23 protein-coding genes are annotated in these 15,513 nt (G+C 63.2%); 13 read left to right on the forward strand and 10 right to left on the reverse strand.

Annotation, left to right across the window (positions count from 1 at the left end; genetic code table 11):
* The first annotated feature begins 8 nt into the window (after positions 1-8).
* Positions 9-629, forward strand: a complete 621-nt coding sequence (locus tag CH266_RS16975; RefSeq protein WP_032375138.1) for a TetR/AcrR family transcriptional regulator — start codon at positions 9-11, stop codon at positions 627-629.
* A gap of 350 nt (positions 630-979) precedes the next feature.
* Complete coding sequence (gene yczR / locus CH266_RS16980; RefSeq protein ID WP_094715765.1) at positions 980-2,443, forward strand: MocR-like transcription factor YczR; 1,464 nt, start codon at positions 980-982, stop codon at positions 2,441-2,443.
* Between the two features lie 38 nt (positions 2,444-2,481).
* On the opposite strand, the gene CH266_RS16985 is transcribed toward yczR, so the two are convergent.
* Both CH266_RS16985 and CH266_RS16990 read right to left on the reverse strand, forming a co-directional pair.
* The gene (locus tag CH266_RS16985) at positions 2,482-2,931 is read right to left on the reverse strand and encodes a YdeI/OmpD-associated family protein (RefSeq protein WP_094715766.1); all 450 of its coding nucleotides are present in this window, start codon (positions 2,929-2,931) and stop codon (positions 2,482-2,484) included.
* A gap of 108 nt (positions 2,932-3,039) precedes the next feature.
* Positions 3,040-3,507 carry an SRPBCC family protein gene (locus CH266_RS16990; RefSeq protein ID WP_094715807.1) on the reverse strand — a complete coding sequence of 156 codons (468 nt, stop codon included), beginning with the start codon at positions 3,505-3,507 and terminating at the stop codon, positions 3,040-3,042.
* Positions 3,508-3,605: 98 nt separating this feature from the next.
* Here CH266_RS16990 and CH266_RS16995 point away from each other — a divergent pair, with 98 nt between their 5' ends.
* Positions 3,606-4,214 carry a ClpP family protease gene (locus CH266_RS16995; RefSeq protein ID WP_032383042.1) on the forward strand — a complete coding sequence of 203 codons (609 nt, stop codon included), beginning with the start codon at positions 3,606-3,608 and terminating at the stop codon, positions 4,212-4,214.
* A complete protein-coding gene (locus CH266_RS17000) occupies positions 4,211-4,840 on the forward strand; it encodes a ClpP family protease (protein ID WP_032366938.1) in 630 nt (209 codons plus the stop codon). The genes CH266_RS16995 and CH266_RS17000 overlap by 4 nt, the downstream gene beginning before the upstream one ends.
* On the opposite strand, the gene CH266_RS17005 is transcribed toward CH266_RS17000, so the two are convergent.
* Positions 4,798-5,100: a helix-turn-helix domain-containing protein gene (locus CH266_RS17005; protein ID WP_045841141.1), complete on the reverse strand. Its 303-nt coding sequence runs from the start codon at positions 5,098-5,100 to the stop codon at positions 4,798-4,800. The two genes, CH266_RS17000 and CH266_RS17005, sit on opposite strands and share 43 nt — an antisense overlap.
* 66 nt (positions 5,101-5,166) lie before the next feature.
* Positions 5,167-5,841 carry a class I SAM-dependent methyltransferase gene (locus tag CH266_RS17010; RefSeq protein ID WP_217901006.1) on the reverse strand — a complete coding sequence of 225 codons (675 nt, stop codon included), beginning with the start codon at positions 5,839-5,841 and terminating at the stop codon, positions 5,167-5,169.
* A 100-nt stretch (positions 5,842-5,941) separates the two neighbouring features.
* Between CH266_RS17010 and CH266_RS17015 the strand changes: the two genes are divergently transcribed.
* The 3 genes from CH266_RS17015 (at position 5,942) to CH266_RS17025 (ending at position 7,893) form a co-directional block, all read left to right on the forward strand.
* Positions 5,942-6,613, forward strand: coding sequence for a TetR/AcrR family transcriptional regulator (locus CH266_RS17015; RefSeq protein WP_094715768.1), 672 nt, complete (start codon positions 5,942-5,944; stop codon positions 6,611-6,613).
* Positions 6,610-7,542: a TIGR01777 family oxidoreductase gene (locus CH266_RS17020; protein WP_032389768.1), complete on the forward strand. Its 933-nt coding sequence runs from the start codon at positions 6,610-6,612 to the stop codon at positions 7,540-7,542. The genes CH266_RS17015 and CH266_RS17020 overlap by 4 nt, the downstream gene beginning before the upstream one ends.
* Positions 7,543-7,683: 141 nt before the next feature.
* Positions 7,684-7,893, forward strand: coding sequence for a hypothetical protein (locus tag CH266_RS17025; protein WP_052060420.1), 210 nt, complete (start codon positions 7,684-7,686; stop codon positions 7,891-7,893).
* A 326-nt stretch (positions 7,894-8,219) separates the two neighbouring features.
* On the opposite strand, the gene CH266_RS17030 is transcribed toward CH266_RS17025, so the two are convergent.
* Together CH266_RS17030 and CH266_RS17035 are read right to left on the reverse strand one after the other, a co-directional pair.
* Positions 8,220-8,663 carry a hypothetical protein gene (locus CH266_RS17030; protein WP_032389767.1) on the reverse strand — a complete coding sequence of 148 codons (444 nt, stop codon included), beginning with the start codon at positions 8,661-8,663 and terminating at the stop codon, positions 8,220-8,222.
* A gap of 26 nt (positions 8,664-8,689) precedes the next feature.
* Complete coding sequence (locus CH266_RS17035; RefSeq protein WP_032371826.1) at positions 8,690-9,259, reverse strand: cysteine hydrolase family protein; 570 nt, start codon at positions 9,257-9,259, stop codon at positions 8,690-8,692.
* Positions 9,260-9,474: 215 nt separating this feature from the next.
* Between CH266_RS17035 and CH266_RS17040 the strand changes: the two genes are divergently transcribed.
* From CH266_RS17040 to CH266_RS17050, 3 genes are all read left to right on the forward strand, one after another.
* On the forward strand, positions 9,475-10,803 hold the full coding sequence (locus CH266_RS17040; protein ID WP_094715769.1) for a glycosyltransferase 87 family protein: 1,329 nt from the start codon (positions 9,475-9,477) through the stop codon (positions 10,801-10,803).
* 33 nt (positions 10,804-10,836) lie between these two features.
* Complete coding sequence (locus CH266_RS17045) at positions 10,837-11,295, forward strand: hypothetical protein (protein WP_094715770.1); 459 nt, start codon at positions 10,837-10,839, stop codon at positions 11,293-11,295.
* Positions 11,296-11,420: 125 nt separating this feature from the next.
* Complete coding sequence (locus tag CH266_RS17050; protein WP_027495537.1) at positions 11,421-11,795, forward strand: PLD nuclease N-terminal domain-containing protein; 375 nt, start codon at positions 11,421-11,423, stop codon at positions 11,793-11,795.
* 40 nt (positions 11,796-11,835) lie between these two features.
* Here the strand turns inward: CH266_RS17050 and lepB are convergent, their stop codons facing one another.
* Positions 11,836-12,576 carry a signal peptidase I gene (lepB, locus tag CH266_RS17055; protein ID WP_094715771.1) on the reverse strand — a complete coding sequence of 247 codons (741 nt, stop codon included), beginning with the start codon at positions 12,574-12,576 and terminating at the stop codon, positions 11,836-11,838.
* A 41-nt stretch (positions 12,577-12,617) separates the two neighbouring features.
* Here lepB and CH266_RS17060 point away from each other — a divergent pair, with 41 nt between their 5' ends.
* Positions 12,618-12,950, forward strand: a complete 333-nt coding sequence (locus tag CH266_RS17060; RefSeq protein ID WP_032392217.1) for a hypothetical protein — start codon at positions 12,618-12,620, stop codon at positions 12,948-12,950.
* A gap of 46 nt (positions 12,951-12,996) precedes the next feature.
* Positions 12,997-13,482: a hypothetical protein gene (locus CH266_RS17065; RefSeq protein ID WP_094715772.1), complete on the forward strand. Its 486-nt coding sequence runs from the start codon at positions 12,997-12,999 to the stop codon at positions 13,480-13,482.
* Positions 13,483-13,533: 51 nt separating this feature from the next.
* Here CH266_RS17065 and CH266_RS17070 read toward each other — a convergent pair whose 3' ends face one another.
* Together CH266_RS17070 and CH266_RS17075 are read right to left on the reverse strand one after the other, a co-directional pair.
* Positions 13,534-13,947, reverse strand: coding sequence for a hypothetical protein (locus CH266_RS17070; RefSeq protein WP_094715773.1), 414 nt, complete (start codon positions 13,945-13,947; stop codon positions 13,534-13,536).
* Positions 13,948-14,236: 289 nt separating this feature from the next.
* The gene (locus tag CH266_RS17075; protein WP_032406152.1) at positions 14,237-14,419 is read right to left on the reverse strand and encodes a hypothetical protein; all 183 of its coding nucleotides are present in this window, start codon (positions 14,417-14,419) and stop codon (positions 14,237-14,239) included.
* A gap of 77 nt (positions 14,420-14,496) precedes the next feature.
* Between CH266_RS17075 and CH266_RS17080 the strand changes: the two genes are divergently transcribed.
* Positions 14,497-14,790: a hypothetical protein gene (locus tag CH266_RS17080; protein ID WP_094715774.1), complete on the forward strand. Its 294-nt coding sequence runs from the start codon at positions 14,497-14,499 to the stop codon at positions 14,788-14,790.
* Here CH266_RS17080 and CH266_RS17085 read toward each other — a convergent pair.
* On the reverse strand, positions 14,747-15,508 hold the full coding sequence (locus CH266_RS17085; protein WP_032371821.1) for an HpcH/HpaI aldolase family protein: 762 nt from the start codon (positions 15,506-15,508) through the stop codon (positions 14,747-14,749). The genes CH266_RS17080 and CH266_RS17085 overlap by 44 nt on opposite strands.
* Positions 15,509-15,513: the final 5 nt, after the last annotated feature.

The raw sequence follows: 15,513 nt of genomic DNA on the forward strand, positions 1-15,513 counted from the left end.
TCGTGTTCATGCCCGCCGCCGAACAGACGTCGACTCCCGGTCGATACCGTGAAGCCGCGTCCACTCTGGCGCGCGATGTGGCGCTCGATGCGCTGCGCGAGTTGTTGCACGAGCGCAACTGGCGCAACGTCACGATGAGCCACATCGCCAAGGCCGCGGGGTTGAGCAGGCAGAGTCTGTACAACGAGTTCGGTTCGCGACGCGGCGTTGCACAGGGGTATGCGATCAGATTGACGGACGCGTTCGTCGCGATGTGCGAGACCGCGCTGTACCAACACGAGAACGATGCGTCGGCCGCTCTGAGACAGGGCTTTTCGTCGTTCTTCGAGCTGAGCGGTCTGGATCCACTCGTCCGATCTCTGCACAGCGGCGACGCGCCGGAGGATCTTCTGCGCCTGATCACCACCGACAGTGAGGTGCTGATCGACCGTGCGGGCGAGCGTCTGGCGGAGACATTTCAGCGTGGATGGGTGGGCGCAAGTCCACGACAGGCCGACGTCATCAGCAAGTCCATCGTGCGCCTGGCCCTGAGCTACATTCCCGAGCCGCCCGACGATGTCGCCTCTGCCGCAGACGATCTCGCCCTGCTGCTGACGCCGTTCATCGACTCCATCGCCGACGGCAACTGACCTCAGCGCCCATAGTTCGCACCCACCCCCAGTTCTCGCACCACCCCCGCTGATCTCGCAAACGCGCGCGCGTTTGCCAGGTGCGAGCGAAATAGGCCCCGAATCGGTAGCAAACTCGGACGCGTCTGACGAATGCGCGCGCGTTTGCTGCAGCTCAGCCACATCAGTCGACGTTCACACGACTGCGCGGCGGACCAGTAGGCGCGCTTCTCCCTCCCTCCCTCAGTGCCACCACGGTCCATCCCGCGCCGACCAATGACAAGGCCAATACAGCTCCGATTGCGATCATGCGACAACAATGGACTGGTTTTACCGTGAATAGTTCAGTCCAGTGTGCGACAGTGGACTGCATGGACTCGTTCGACGCCACCGCGATCTCGGCCCCGGAGTTGGCAGCACGCATCGGCCCGTCGACGCTGCGCAACAGATCCGGTGGTCCGCTCTACCTCGAGATCGCCGACGAGTTGCGGCGGTTGATCGAGAACGGCGAGGTGTCGGCTCAGACGCGGCTACCCGCCGAGCGGGCACTCTCGATCAGTCTGGACGTCAGTCGGGTCACGGTGGCGTCGGCCTACCGCCACCTCCGTGAAGGTGGCTGGATCAGCGCCCAACGAGGCTCGGGCACATATGTTTCCCCGACGGGGTCGATGCCGGCGTGGAGTTCCCTCGCCGGCGACCGTGACAGTGCGACAGTGGAATTGGTCAACGCGTCACCGTCGGCTTCTCCCCTGCTGGCCGATGCGTACAGAACCGCGGCCGAAAGAATTCAGGGTCGATTCGCGTCCGGCGGCTATGCCCCACTCGGGCTGTTCGAGCTCCGCGAATCGATCGCCGCCTACTACCGGGGGCGCGGAGTGTCGACCACAGCCGAGAACATCCTCGTCACCTCCGGTGCCACCGACGCCATCCATGCGGTGTTGGCGACATTCACCGAGCCGGGCGCCCGCGTGTTGGTCGAGCACCCGACGTATCCGGGTGTCGTCGAACTCGTCCACTCACTCGGCGGCCGATGCATCCCGGTGCCCATCGACCCGGACGAGACCGAGGCGTTCGTGCCGGCCGCAGACCGGGCCGCACGTCAAAGCGCACCGACCCTGGCCTATTTCATGCCCGACTTCTCCAATCCATCGGGAGCTCGACTCCCCCTCGTCACCCGCCGACAGCTGTCCGCAACGATGCACCGCCACGCAGTACTGACCATCGTCGACGAAGTAGCGGCGGACCTGTCCCTCGACGGGTCGCCCGACATCGAACCCTTCGGGGCGGCAACGCCGGACATAGCGACGGTAACGATCGGGTCGACGAGCAAGACGGTGTGGGGTGGGCTGCGAGTCGGGTGGGTTCGCGCCGAGGCAGGGCTACTGGCGAGAATTGCCGCCACCTATGCGCGACGCCAACTCTCGACGTCCATTCTCGATCAACTCGCTGCGGTCGAGTTGATGGGCAAATACGACGAGGTACGCCGAGTGCGCGCCGACATATCGAGAGTCGCACGTGATCACACCGTTGCTCTGATGCGAGATCGGCTGCCTGATTGGCACTTTCGCGTTCCGGACGGCGGGCTGGCATTGTGGTGTTCCCTGCCCGACGGTCTTCGATCCAGTGTCCTTGTCGCCGAAGCTCAGTCGCACGGCGTGCTGCTGGCACCCGGACTACGATTCGGGACGGGATATGCCTTCGACGACCGTCAACGAATTCCCTTCACTCGTTCACTTCCCGACATCACCTCGGCTGTGGATATTCTCGCGCGCCTGTCTGCGGCGGACAGGTCGACGGAGGTCGTCCCATCGAACAGGCCCGCGACCGTGGTCTGATCGACGCGGGCACCCGCGCCCTCAAGCCGGGTAGTACGTCAGTGCCGAAGAGCCTCGACGATCGACGCGATGCGACGGTCACGGGTGTCGGCGCGCTTGGCGTCGGCGACCGATCGTGCGTGTTCTTTTCTCTTCGATGGAGACAGTGCGTCGAATGCGGCGCGCACCGCGGGGTCGGCGTCGAGGGCAGTGGCGAGCTCGGCCGGTAGCTCGACGGTGCGCGGTTCGTCGTCGAGTTCGATGGTCACGTCGACGGTGTCGCCGGCTTCGACTCCGAGCGAGGTGCGCACACTCTTGTTCAGGCCCAGCAGGTTCTCCCCGCCCATGCGCCCGATGCGTCCTGCCACCGTCTGCGCACCGATCGTGAACCGCACCGGCGGCGTCTTGGTGCTGCCGAGTGACGCGACCTGGGCGTCGGTCAGCACGATCGCAGCCGCTGGGCCGCGAGGCTCGAGGACCGTGGTCAGTTGAAGAACCGTGGACGTCATCGGCACAGAATAGGCGCGACTACAGGGCTGAGTGTCCACAATTCGCGTCGGCAGGCGGAATCAATCCCGCGCACGACGGCAAAAGTGGACAGCCAGCGCACCTGCCTGTCAGGACTCCGATTCGATGATGCGCTTGATCGCCGCCAGGGTGCGCGGAATCCCGTCGAGTGCAGCCTTGCTGCGGGTGTCGATCTGCTCCTGCGCGGAGTCTCCGAATTTGCGGTGGAAGAGAGCGATGCCGTCGGGCAGGAAGTTCCAGTTCTCGGTCAGCCGGGTGCCGCCGTCCACCGCTTCGAGTGTGTATCCCCAGCGCACGAAGTTGTCGCCGACGACCCACGCGAATTCGCGTCCGGGCTCGGCCACAGCGACGGCCGAGACCGTTTCCCAGGTGCGGTCGGGAGTGACGTTGCGTCCGGTGAACGTCGATCCCACACCGCCGCCGTCGGGTTCGTTCCACCAGCACGCCTGGCAGATCGGGCTCCATTCACCTGTTCGGGTGACGTCCGATACGACGGCATAGACATCCTCGGTGGATGCGGCGACGACGACGGAATCGGAGAATTCGAGTGTGGTCATGCCTCCATTGTCCCTCGAGCGTCGCGCAGCTCTGAGCAGCGTCGCTGCCGACAGCAGAATCGTTGGCATGCAGCGCTATTCGTGATCACACTCGAATCATGAGCGAGACACCCCGAATGTTCCCACCCGAACTGCGTGACCGACTGCTGCGTCATCGAATCCTCGTGCTCGACGGCCCACTCGACGACGACAACGGCACCGTCCTCACCACCCACCTGTTGACGATGGCGGCCGAGAATCCGTCGGCCGATATCGCCCTGTGGATTCACTCCCCTGGCGGATCGGTGCCTGCCATGCTCGCGATCCGTGACGTGATGCACCTGATTCCCTGCGACGTCTCGACGTTGGCACTCGGATTGGCCTGCAGCGCCGGTCAATTCCTGCTGTCGTCGGGAACACACGGAAAGCGCTACGCGCTACCGCATTCGCGGATTCTGATGCACCAGGGCTCGTCCGGTATCGGTGGTTCTGCTGTCGAAGTGGAGGTGCAGGCCAACGATCTTCGTCATACCCGCGATACGGTGCTCGGCCTCATCGCCGACGACACCGGGCAGACACGAGAGCAAATATTCGACGACTCCTTGCACGATCGTTGGTTCACCGCAGACGCCGCGCGTGACTACGGGTTCGTCGACGCCATCGTCAGTTCGTTCGATCAGGTCATGCCTGCGCGTCGCGTGTCGTTCGGGATGGAGATGGCCCGATGAGTACGTACACCATTCCCAATGTTGTCACCCGTGATTCGCGCGGCGAACGCGTCGTCGACGTGTATTCGCATCTGCTCAGCGAACGCATCGTGTACCTCGGTACTGCACTGGATGCCGGTGTTGCGAATGCGATGATCGCGCAGCTGCTCCATCTCGAGGCCGACTCCCCCGATCAGGAAATCTCCATGTACATCAACTGCGAGGGCGGCGATACTGCGGCCATGCTGGCGATCTACGACACGATGCAGTTCATCGGATCCCCTGTCGCCACAACATGTGTGGGGCAGGCAGTGGCGGCCGGCGCGGTGCTGCTCGCCGCAGGTGCGCCGGGTCGACGTTCGGCGTTGACGCACAGCCGGGTGGTGTTGCATCAGCCTGCGGGGCAGGGGCGAGGCACCATTCCCGATCTCATTCTCGCTGCCGACGAGATCGTCCGGGTGCGTGCCGAGATGGAGATGATCCTGGCGAAACACACCGGACGCGATGCCGCGAAGATTCGGCACGATACCGACCGTGACCTGGTGTTGACGGCTCCGTCGGCGCTGCGGTACGGCCTGGTCGACCAGGTGCTCGAGGGACGACGTCAGGCAGCCATCAACGTCGCATTGCCGCGGGACAGGTCGTGATGCGCCAGACCTGAAATTTCGGCCATCGACGTGCCGAGTGCCCCGACGACGGCCGCAAGGATCTCACTCGACGGGTCCTTGCGGCCGCGTTCGAGCTCCGAAAGATACTGCGGTGCAATGCCCGCGCGCGCCGCCGTGTCCGCGAGTGTGTCGCCGCGGGAGTGTCTGCGCTCGCGCAGCCGGCGTCCGACCACCTCACGCCACAGCGGTTCCACTGCGCGTGCTGCTCGGCGCTCATCGATTCGTATGACCTCGCCCATGATCGGAGCCTAAGCCTCGATTCCATGGAGGGTCGGCGATTCTGCTCAGAGCAGAGAACCTTCCGGTCATCCGGGCTTCGTCCATTCGATGGTGTGCCTGAATCCGACGCGATGTCGCATCGTTGCCCCGGGCAGTATCGCGTCGACCGACCGCTTCACTTCGTCGAAACTGAGCACCGGGTCCTTGACCGGGAAGGGTGCCGGCTGCTTTCCCGCTGGGCTCGGCCAGGGATGGCCGACGAAGCCGATCAGCGGGTTGGTCACGATGGATACGGCGTCCCACAGCAGATCCCGGGGACTTCGTGGCGCAGCCATTCCCACGACGAGCAGCCGGCCGTTCGGCGCGAGAACACGCTCGACGTGGCGAAGCGTGTCGTCGATGCCGAGGTGGTGGAGAACGGCGATCATCGTGATCAGATCGACGGATTCGTCCGCCCACGAGTCGAGTTGGCGTTCGGTGACGGTCACATTGGTGACGTCGGAGCACGCAAGACCTGTGCGGCGGCGCATGTCGGAGTCGATGTCGACTCCGGTGACGTGATCGAAATACGGTGCGAGAGAGTGCACGAGACCGCCACGGCCACAACCCACGTCGAGTGCCTCGCGTCGTCGGCTCGGCAGGTTGGCGAGAATCCAGCTGTGGAAGTAGTCGTTGTGACTCCACGGATGCCTCGCGTTGAGCGCTTGTACCCATTGAGCCCCCTTGCCTCCGATCAGCGAGGTTCCCATTCGTCTGAGCATGCGTCGAGTATCCAGGTCGGTCCCCGGCCGTTGCGCTTGAACATGTTCAAAAATGGGTCTACCGTCCTTTTTGAACACGTTCAGAAAACGAGGTGACCGCATGGCCCGCACATCCGAGACGCGCGACAAGCTGGTCGAAGTGGCTCTTCGGCTGTTTCGCGAAGAGGGGTTCCAGGCCACCACCATGCGCCGGATAGCCGACGAGGCCGGCGTGTCGCTCGGCAATGCGTACTACTACTTCGCGGGCAAGGACGAACTGGTCAACGAGTTGTACGTGGTGATCCAGCGCGATCACCGCGTACGTGCGGAGCAGGTCATCACCCAGGGCGGGTCGCTGTCGGAGAACCTGGCCGCGGTTCTGCATTCCGGCTTGGACGTCCTGACGCCGTATCACGCGTTCGGCGGCGCATTCCTCCAGCTGGCGCTGCCCACGAGGTCCAGCTCCAGTCCGTTCTCCGAGGAATCCTCCGACGCCAGAGCCATGGCCATCGATCTGATGCGCACCACGTTGGATGCATCGAAGCAGAAGGTACCCGCGTCGCTGAACGATGCACTCCCGCTGCTGCTCTGGATGATCTACATGGGCGTCACGCTGCACTGGGTCACCGATTCGTCCGACAACCAGGCTCGCACCCGCACTCTGGTCGACGGGCTCGTGCCCGTCGTATCCAAGGCGGTTCGTCTCGCCCGACTCCCGGTAGCGCGCGGCCTGGTAGCCGATGTCGCCGGTCTCCTGAAACGAATGACCTCACCAGAAGGGTTGAGTCGATGACCGATTCACCATCGACCGTCGTCCTGTGCGGTGCCTCCGGCTACATCGGCGGGTATCTGCGTAGCTATTACGAGGACCGCGGCATCGGCGTCAGGACGGTCGGACGCGGATCGTCCAGCGATGCACCATGGTCCGACCATCGCGGCCTCGTCGAGGTCCTGAACGGGTCCGATCTGGTGGTCAACCTCGCCGGCCGCTCGGTAAGCTGTCGCTACAACAAGGCCAACGCCGACGCGATCATGTCGTCGCGAATTCAGACGACAGCCCAGCTCGGGCGTGCCTTGGCACAAGCGCAGAATCCGCCGGCGCTGTGGGTCAACGCGAGCACCGGAACCATCTATCGCGATGCCCGCGACAGGTCGATGAGCGAACGGGACGGCGAACTGGGATCGGGCTTCTCGGTCGAGGTGGCCAGATCGTGGGAACGCGAACTGTTCGACGCCGATGTGTCGATCCGCAGAGTGGCACTGCGGTTGTCGATCGTGTTGGGCGCGGGCGGTGGGGCGATCAATCCGATCATCGATCTAGCGCGAGTGGGATTGGGTGGCCGCATGGGCGATGGTGGCCAGATGTTCAGCTGGGTGCACGTCGATGATGTCGCTCGGACTCTCGACCACCTGTACGCCACTTCGAACATCGCCGGACCTGTCAACGTGGCGACACCGTTCCCGGTGACCAACGAGGTTCTGATGCACCAGGTTCGGTCTGCTCTCGGTCGCGATCACGGACTGGCGACGCCGGCATGGCTGCTGAAGCTGGGCGCACGGGTGATCCGAACCGAACCCGAGCTGGTCCTCAAGAGTCGGTGGGTCGAGCCGCAGGTGTTGACCGACAGTGGGTTCGACTTCCGATACCCGACGCTGGAGGGTGCGTTGGCCGACATCGCATCTCGGACGCGACCCGGCCTGCTCCCCGTCGCCCTCGGCTGACGGGGAGCTCCGAGCTCTACACCAGGGACGCCGAGAGGCCGCCGTCCAGAATGTAGTGACTGCCCGTGATCCATGTTGCGCGGTCCGAGGCGAGGAACAGCGTCACTCGACGTCCCGGACATCGAGCAACGTCGAGAAGACATGATCCGGCGCGTGGTGACGAAGTACTGCGAACTACGCGGCACCGAATCGGCCCTCGACCGCCCCTCCGCCTACATCCTGCTCGACGGGATCTTCCAACGCGCCTTGCTCCGCCATCTTGCGGGCAACACCTCCGAAGTCGACGCAGCCCGAGCACAATTGAAGGCCGCATTCGCGTTGTTGGACCTTCCGAACGTCACGACTTCTTGATCTTCTCCAGCGGGTAACCCCCCCACCACCACGACGACGACGACGTAAACAGCCAGACCGGCCAGCTCCCAAGTCGTTCTTTCACGGTGGAACTCGGAGCCGATCCATACGATTGGCACCACAGCCATCATGGAACTGACCGTGCACCAGATCCCGACCGATCGATTGGCTCGTGCACGCAGTCGGGGTGTCGATTTCACCGTGTCCGACACTCGTGCACGGTAGTAGTCGGGATGCGTTGCCCTGCAACGGAATCCGACGGATGCCGCGTACGCAAACGCGACGAACCAGAGCATCAGCATCAGTATCAGCACGGTGTTCATGGGCTATGTTGCGGACGCTCGACGTCGACTCTTCAGTTCGCGATAGTTCCGAATCGTGTTGGAGCAAGCCCACGCCGCAATGAGCGGCACCAGGAATCCGGCTGATGCGGTAGCGGTCGCGAACACCAGAACAACGACGGCGTACGCGATCAGTGTCACCACCACCGCGTCGACTTTCCGCCCGATCGACGACCCCGGTGTGACGACGATTCCGGGGAACTTCGGTGAGTCGGCCAGTGTGCGAACTGCCGCAACACACGCGGCGAGACCGCCCACGACCAGGAACGAGAACAGCAACACTTCACCGAAACCCGCGTCGGCCCAATCTATTCGAGGGTCGAAGACCCCGTGGACCAGCGACGAGAGAGTCGGGATCGACGCGAAGTACCCCAGATACAGCAGCACAATGGGTCCCGCGAGCCCTGCTACTGCTCCCCGATCGGCCATACCGAACGGTATCAAATTGGGCGACGTCAGTGGAAAGTTATGTCTTTCGTTTCGATCACCGTCGCGAACTCGCCGTGCAGGTTGGTGGCCGTGATGGCCGACAGTGTTGCGGCGGGTACGACAGTCCCGTCGGGCGCGACGCGATCGAAGGTGTGCGTCGCGTCAATGACGAAGTAGGTGTCGTAGCCGAGGTTCCCAGCCATCCTCGCGGTGGTCTCGCAGCAGTGGTTGGTGGTGATTCCGCAGATGACCACCTGGTCGATGTCCTCGCCGCGCAGCCATGCGTCCAGATCGGGAGTGCCGTAGAAGCTCGAATTGACGCGTTTGTGGACGAGCAGATCCGGAATCCCGTCGAGCATGTCCTTGAAGCGATGCCCGTCCTGCGTCGGCGACAACGGCGACTGTGGATTGTCGGAATCATGCTGAACGAATACCACCGGCCAAGCCCTGGACCGCCAGAACTCAACGAGATCGACAATATTGCTCTCGCACTGCGAGTTGTCCCGCGGACCCCAGAATTCCGAATTTTCGAAACCGGCCTGCACGTCGACGACGATGAGTGCAGGTCGACGAAGGTCGGCCACCCGGATATCCATGGACACCAACCTATCCGGTGCCGATCGGGACAGCGAAAATCCCGGGTCGAGTTGCGGCCCGGGATTTTCGTCGAACTATCGCGTCGCGAGTTCGTAGATCAGTAGTACGGACAGCGGGAGGATGGAGAGGAGTCCGAGCCAGACGCTGACAAAAACGTACCGGTCTGTCCGTGTCGAGTTCCCTGTATCAGGTACAACGATCTATCGTGTAGGCCATGACGACGTCCAGTATTCGGCCGCTCTACGCGCGGTCGGACTCGGACGTGCACGCAGAGAACGACCAGGAGACGGCCATCCGGGAGACGCAGCCGGAAGTGCACGCGACGGGCGTCGGCCGGCTCGGTTGGCGCTGGTTCCTCGCGTCTGCGCTCGCCGCGTGCGTCGCGATCGTTGCGCACGCCTACTTCTTGGGATGGACAACCCCCTTCGGTCTGTTCGGCAACGGAATCGACACCATCGTCTATCGACACGGTGCGTACGTCGTTCAGCATGGCGAGCCGCTCTACGAGTTCGCATTGTTCGACATCGGCCTACCGTTCACCTACCCGCCCTTCGCGGCGTTGGCCTTCGCCCCGCTCGCCCTCCTCTCGGTCACGAGCGCTGTGACGGTGGTCCAGGCGATCAATCTGTTGCTGATCTACGTGGCCGTGGTCGCGAGCTGGCGCGCGCTCGGATATCGAAGCGCATCAATGTATCTCGTCAGTGTCGGATTGGCAGTGGCACTGACGTGGCTCGAGCCGGTTCGCATGACCATCTGGCTCGGCCAGATCAATGTGCTTCTACTGGTTCTCGTCCTGCTCGATCTCACCCGCGGCGAGGGCAGTCGGCTCCGCGGTGTGGGGGTCGGCATCGCTGCAGGACTGAAACTGACGCCCGCATTCTTCGTGCTTCATCTACTGGCACAGAGACAGTGGCGAGCAGCCGTCACGGCGATCGCTGCGTTCACAGTGACTGTTCTTGCCGGACTGATCGTCATTCCTGCGGATTCGTGGAGATTCTGGACGTCGACGATGATCGACTCGGAACGAATCGGCGCACTGGCCTCACCCGCCAACCAGTCGATCCATGGCGCGTTGGCTCGACTGTGGCCGGGCAACACACCCCCCTTCGCCGTGTGGCTGGTGCTCGCCCTCGTCGTCGCCGCCCTGGCGCTGTGGGTGGCGGCACGCGCACAAGCAGCCGGAAAGACGTTGCTGGCCCTGACGATATGTGGAATGGCGACGCCGATGGTCTCGCCTTTCGCGTGGGGTCATCACTGGGTGTGGTGCATTCCGCTGACCGTCCTCGCTCTCGACTACGCCAACCGACACCGAACCTGGTGGAGTTGGCTGGCCCCGATCGCCGTGACCACGCCGATGATTGCCTGGTACTTCACCGACTACCGCGGCATCAAGGCCATCGGTATCTTCATGTTCGAGGGCTCCCCCGCCTTCGAGTTCGCCGTCCAATTCACCTATCCCGCGGCGTTTCTGGCGACCCTTGTCGTTGTTCTCGTCGGCTCGAGGATCAGGCCCACTGCGGGCCATGACGATGCTCGCCAATAGGCGCACACGCGTCCGCCCGATCTCGCTGCGTCCATGACCAATTCGCGGAAGGCCCTCTGCGCGTCGGCAATTCTTGTTCTCCTCACGGCCTCGTGCGCCAGCGAGATCGGCACGCCCAGGTCCATGGACAGCGATGAAGTAACGCACAATCTGCAACGCATAGCGTTCACAGTTCCGGATGGCTTCGAGTTCGCGCAGGGTGCGACAGATACGGAGTTCTCGGGTCAGCCCGCCTGGTCGGCTCGATTCGATGCACCGGACGAACTCGGTGACGGACTCACGCTGTCGGCGGCCAACCCGTCTTATCCTCCGCTTCATCCTTTCGCGTGCCAGACGGTGCCCCCGGGAAGCTGGGCGGGGGTGGACTTCACGTGTGAGTCGGAGATGATGACCACCTCTGCCGAGCCGAAGAGCACGACAGATCCGGTGACCGTCCTGCTCACCAGGGATGGGCAGCGATCATCTCTGTACATCTACTGCCCAGGACATTGACGCGACATCCGACCGCGTCCGAGCCCCACCCAGATTTCCAAACCGACTCGTCTGTCGAAATCGCGAGGACAGCGCTACGATCTTCGATACAACGGACCGAGCGGTCTTGGACATGGAGGGACACAATGCCGTATTTCGGTTTGCTGGTCATGCTGCTGTGGGTGTTCTGTCTGATAGACGCGATCACCGCAGACGAGGGTGGCATCCGCTATCTGCCCAAGATCGTCTGGATTCTGCTCATCGTCTTCCTCCCGTTCGCTGGGTCGTTGGCCTGGCTGGTGGCGGGCCGGCCCGTCGGTGCCGGGATCTGGGGAGGTGCCGGCGGGTCCGGTTACGGTCGCGCGAGCAACTCCGCGTACCCCGAGTACGAGACGCGGCCGGGCCGTCAGGCCGCCCAGAATCCGGATGCGGACGCCGAATTCCTCCGGCAATGCCGCGAACGCGCCGAGGAACAGCGACGCATCGAACGCGAGCGTCGTAAGCGCGATCTCGGGTTCTAAGACGCTGCTACTCGACAGGATCGTGGGAATGCGTAGTCGATCAGCGCTGTATCGCAGGCGAGTCGATGACACCCCATCTCGACGGTGGCAGCACGATGAATCTGGCCTTGCCGATCACATTCTCGATGGGGACCGTTCCGCCCAGTTCGTCACGGGAGTGTGCCCTCGAATCTGCTGAGCCGCTTCGATTGTCGCCCATCATCCACAGATTGCCGGACGGTACGGTCACCGGCCCGAAACAGCGACCGGACTGCGGAACTGTTGCGCAGTTGAGTGTGTCCGCGTCGTAGGGGAAGTCGAACGCGATGTAGGGCTCGTCGAGCGGCTGCCCGTCGACCTCGACTCTTCCTTGCACATCGCAACACTGGACGGTTTGCCCGCCTGTTGCGATCACCCGTTTCACGAGGTCGTTCTCGTCGGGCGCGACGAGTCCGGCCCACGATCCCGCGTCCTGCAACGCCTTCACTCCCGCGTTGCTCGATCGGCTCGAGCTGTATCCCCTGTTCCACGACTCCGTCGGAGCCTTGAACACCACCACATCACCCGGCTGCGGATCGCCGAATCGAAACGTCATCTTGTCCACCACGATTCGATCACCGGTACAACCGGGACAGCCGTGCAGCGTGGGCTCCATGGACTGCGACGGGATGAGATAGACACGGCCGACAAAAGTTTGCAGCAGCACACTCAGCAACAGTGCGACCACGACCAGAACCGTCAACTCTCGTAACCAGGACGGCACCCGACGACGGGTCGCATCGGAATTCGCAGCGGCAGTCATACCAGCAGCCTAGGGCCACAAGTTTGCGTAGCGTACTGAGCATGTTGTTTCTCGGCCTCGTGATCGCCGCCATCAGCGCGGCCATGATGACTGTCGCTACGCTGCAGCTGTCACAGGTGAACGAGGGCCACTATCTGCCGATGACCATAGGCAAATTCGCAGTTCGTTCACCGTGGACAGTGACGGCCCTCCGAGTGGGTGCGCAGGCCATCGCGGCCGTGGGTGCATGGATAGTGGCTGTAGCGGTCTACAACCTGACGACTGCTCCTGCTGCCCTCGTTCTTCCAGCGGCGGCCTTGATCCTGCCGATCGCCATACCGGTATTGGTGATCACCGCCCAACACAACCGGCGCCTGACGACGTCGGGTATCTGAACCCGATTCACCTACCCACCATGCTGTTTCGGTTCATACTGGGCCGGTGAAACTTGTTGGAGTGAGCGCGGTCGCTGTGGTGTTGCTCGCCTGCGCCTGCTCCCCCGTCGAAGTGGACGTGCCGACGTCGCCGGTCGCATCGATCAGCCCGACGCAATTCGCCTCTCCGCCACCGCCCATCACCGATGATCTACCTACCGCAGCCCAGTTGACGGCTCTGTTTGCGGCGAGCGTGGACTACTCCATTCGCGAAGAAGATCGAGCTCGATTGTTCGACGGGCCGGCCGAGAACAACGTGCGGCTCGCACGCGCCTGGGGCGCTCAGCCGGATCCGCAACACATCGAGTTCACAACCGTCGCTTCGACCGGTCCCGATTCGGTCGAGGCCATGGGTGTCGGGATGGTCCGAAGTATGGAGGGTTACCCCGTCGGACCGATGTCATTCGTGCGATACGACAATCAGTGGAGAGTTCCGCGTGATGTTGCCTGCAGATTCGTGGGCGCGTTCGACGATCACGAGGCCTGCAAATGAGGCTGACCTGCGGCTCGCTCACTGAATCGAACTGAACCGCTCCAGCCGGAGTCAGTTGACCTCGGGCGCAAGGAAGTACGCGAACACGTAACTGATTGCAGTCAACGCAATTGTCACCATTAGCTGTATCGGCGGCTCCGCGCTGCCCGACGCGACCATCGCCGAGGAAGCGCTCGCCCATGCCAAGAGCCCGGCAACGGACAGTGTCACCACTGCCGCAGTGCACAGGGCGAATCGGTGTCGCCATTGTTTTCGACCGCTCGGTGGCCACGGCACCGCCGTCTTCAGTGCGTACTTGCCGCCGACCACCGCCGCGAATCCCACCAGCAGTCCAACGATTGCGCCGAGTACGGCAGGGAGAGTCAGATCCAACCACTTGCCATCGATGACCGGTGCGATGAGTGCCGCAGACGTGACTGCCCCACTTCCGGCGGCCACACACAGCTCTCTGCCGACCCAGTTCATGGGACTCACCCAAACACATGGCCTCACCACCCTCGAATCGGGTGCAGCTGACCGCGCTGGTGAGCGCGGCTAGCTGCACCCGATTCAGGTGGATTGGGAGGCAACGGGTGCCCACGCCGAACTGCTCCGGCCGAGTCACGAAACGGGACTGAACCCCGCCGCAAACGCGCGCGCTTTTGTCGAATGGCCCTCTCTGGCGGTCGAAATCAGAGACGAATCCGCACGCACCTGACGAATGCGCTCGCGTTTGCGGCGCAATCCGGACCAACGCCGCCCCACGGGCATCGACCTAAGACCGCATCCGTCCGTCTATGCGGCGGATAGCCTTCCATCCCGCAGGAGTAGCGACGGTGCTGATGATCGCGCCGAACATGATTCCCTGACTCAGGGCCGACCAGTGGCCAGGGCTGTCTCCGAACACCGGCCACTTGTAGATGATCGCGAGCACAGCGAGGAAGACAACAGCGCGCATAACTCGAACCCTACCTAAACCAACTCTCCGGTATCCTGGCCGAACGGGACAAATCAGACCCATACGAGGAGCCTGAGATGCAGAAGCCATTTCGCGAGTGGGTCATGACCGGCGCGTTGAGCAAGAAGTGCGGCGCAACCCGGGCCGATTACATCAACGCTCTGGCACTCACTCCTGCAGTCGGCGTCGGGTTCCTTCTCATGCAGCTACTGGTGAACTCAGGATCCACCGCCCTCGATATCGCAGCAGGATGCCTCGTCGGCACCGTCACCGGCTTTCTGTATCTCTATCTGGCGTATCGGGTCGATTCGCGTAAGAAGCGTGGGCCTATCCCCGCGCCGCCGCTAGGTGCTCGGCCGACACGGCTTTGAGGTGCGTCAGGTCGGATGCAACGGTGGCCAACGTGTAGCCCTGGGCAAGTCGTTGCGCAGCAATGCTTCCCGATGCGGTATGAATTCCGGCGGTGATGCCCGCTGCCGCGGCGGCCTTCTGGACTCGGACGATAGCGGCATCGAATTCTTCGTCCACTGATGGGTCGCTCGGCGAGGACCCTCCGACGGCCAGGCGTAGGTCCGATGGCCCTACGTAGACGCCGTCCAGACCAGGGACGGCACAGATCTCTTCGACGTTGGCCAGGCCCTGAGGTGTCTCGATCATCGCGAGGACGACGGTATCGCGGTTGGCATCGGCGGGGTTGGGTCCGATGCGTAGTTGGGAGCGCATCGGCCCGTAGGACCTGATGCCTTCGGGCGGGTAGGTAGCTGCCGCTACCGCGGCGGCAGCGTCTTCGGCAGTGTCTATGAGGGGCACGATGACTCCCGCTGCACCGGCGTCGAGGGCCCGGCCGATCACCGTGGCGTTGTTGGCTTCGACGCGCACCAGAGCGGCCGGTCCCTGTGCGGCGTCGATAGCGGTGATTCCTGCCAGCATGCCCGAGTATCCGATCAGGCCGTGCTGCAGATCGAGTGCGATGTAGTCCCACCCCACATGGGCGAGCCATTCGGTGGAGACGGGGCTGTCGATGACCGACCAATACCCGAGGATCTGTTCGCGGTTGCGTACGCGGGCGGCGAATTCCTGTGCAGTCATTGAAA

Source organism: Rhodococcus sp. 06-1474-1B (assembly GCF_002258885.1).
Taxonomy (GTDB): domain Bacteria; phylum Actinomycetota; class Actinomycetes; order Mycobacteriales; family Mycobacteriaceae; genus Rhodococcoides; species Rhodococcoides fascians.

Bases quoted from the DNA above. Each gene is read 5' to 3' on its own strand.
- CH266_RS17060 (WP_032392217.1), top strand. From the start codon at position 12,618: ATGTTGTTTCTCGGCCTCGTGATCGCCGCCATCAGCGCGGCCATGATG.
- lepB (WP_094715771.1), bottom strand. From the start codon at position 12,576: ATGACTGCCGCTGCGAATTCCGATGCGACCCGTCGTCGGGTGCCGTCC.
- CH266_RS17030 (WP_032389767.1), bottom strand. From the start codon at position 8,663: ATGGCCGATCGGGGAGCAGTAGCAGGGCTCGCGGGACCCATTGTGCTG.
- yczR (WP_094715765.1), top strand. From the start codon at position 980: ATGGACTCGTTCGACGCCACCGCGATCTCGGCCCCGGAGTTGGCAGCA.
- CH266_RS17040 (WP_094715769.1), top strand. From the start codon at position 9,475: ATGACGACGTCCAGTATTCGGCCGCTCTACGCGCGGTCGGACTCGGAC.
- CH266_RS17085 (WP_032371821.1), bottom strand. From the start codon at position 15,508: ATGACTGCACAGGAATTCGCCGCCCGCGTACGCAACCGCGAACAGATC.
- CH266_RS17010 (WP_217901006.1), bottom strand. From the start codon at position 5,841: ATGCTCAGACGAATGGGAACCTCGCTGATCGGAGGCAAGGGGGCTCAA.
- CH266_RS17080 (WP_094715774.1), top strand. From the start codon at position 14,497: ATGCAGAAGCCATTTCGCGAGTGGGTCATGACCGGCGCGTTGAGCAAG.
- CH266_RS17000 (WP_032366938.1), top strand. From the start codon at position 4,211: ATGAGTACGTACACCATTCCCAATGTTGTCACCCGTGATTCGCGCGGC.
- CH266_RS16995 (WP_032383042.1), top strand. From the start codon at position 3,606: ATGAGCGAGACACCCCGAATGTTCCCACCCGAACTGCGTGACCGACTG.
- CH266_RS17070 (WP_094715773.1), bottom strand. From the start codon at position 13,947: ATGAACTGGGTCGGCAGAGAGCTGTGTGTGGCCGCCGGAAGTGGGGCA.
- CH266_RS17005 (WP_045841141.1), bottom strand. From the start codon at position 5,100: ATGGGCGAGGTCATACGAATCGATGAGCGCCGAGCAGCACGCGCAGTG.
- CH266_RS16985 (WP_094715766.1), bottom strand. From the start codon at position 2,931: ATGACGTCCACGGTTCTTCAACTGACCACGGTCCTCGAGCCTCGCGGC.
- CH266_RS17050 (WP_027495537.1), top strand. From the start codon at position 11,421: ATGCCGTATTTCGGTTTGCTGGTCATGCTGCTGTGGGTGTTCTGTCTG.
- CH266_RS16975 (WP_032375138.1), top strand. From the start codon at position 9: ATGCCCGCCGCCGAACAGACGTCGACTCCCGGTCGATACCGTGAAGCC.
- CH266_RS17015 (WP_094715768.1), top strand. From the start codon at position 5,942: ATGGCCCGCACATCCGAGACGCGCGACAAGCTGGTCGAAGTGGCTCTT.
- CH266_RS17020 (WP_032389768.1), top strand. From the start codon at position 6,610: ATGACCGATTCACCATCGACCGTCGTCCTGTGCGGTGCCTCCGGCTAC.
- CH266_RS17025 (WP_052060420.1), top strand. From the start codon at position 7,684: ATGATCCGGCGCGTGGTGACGAAGTACTGCGAACTACGCGGCACCGAA.
- CH266_RS17045 (WP_094715770.1), top strand. From the start codon at position 10,837: ATGACCAATTCGCGGAAGGCCCTCTGCGCGTCGGCAATTCTTGTTCTC.
- CH266_RS17035 (WP_032371826.1), bottom strand. From the start codon at position 9,259: ATGGATATCCGGGTGGCCGACCTTCGTCGACCTGCACTCATCGTCGTC.
- CH266_RS16990 (WP_094715807.1), bottom strand. From the start codon at position 3,507: ATGACCACACTCGAATTCTCCGATTCCGTCGTCGTCGCCGCATCCACC.
- CH266_RS17075 (WP_032406152.1), bottom strand. From the start codon at position 14,419: ATGCGCGCTGTTGTCTTCCTCGCTGTGCTCGCGATCATCTACAAGTGG.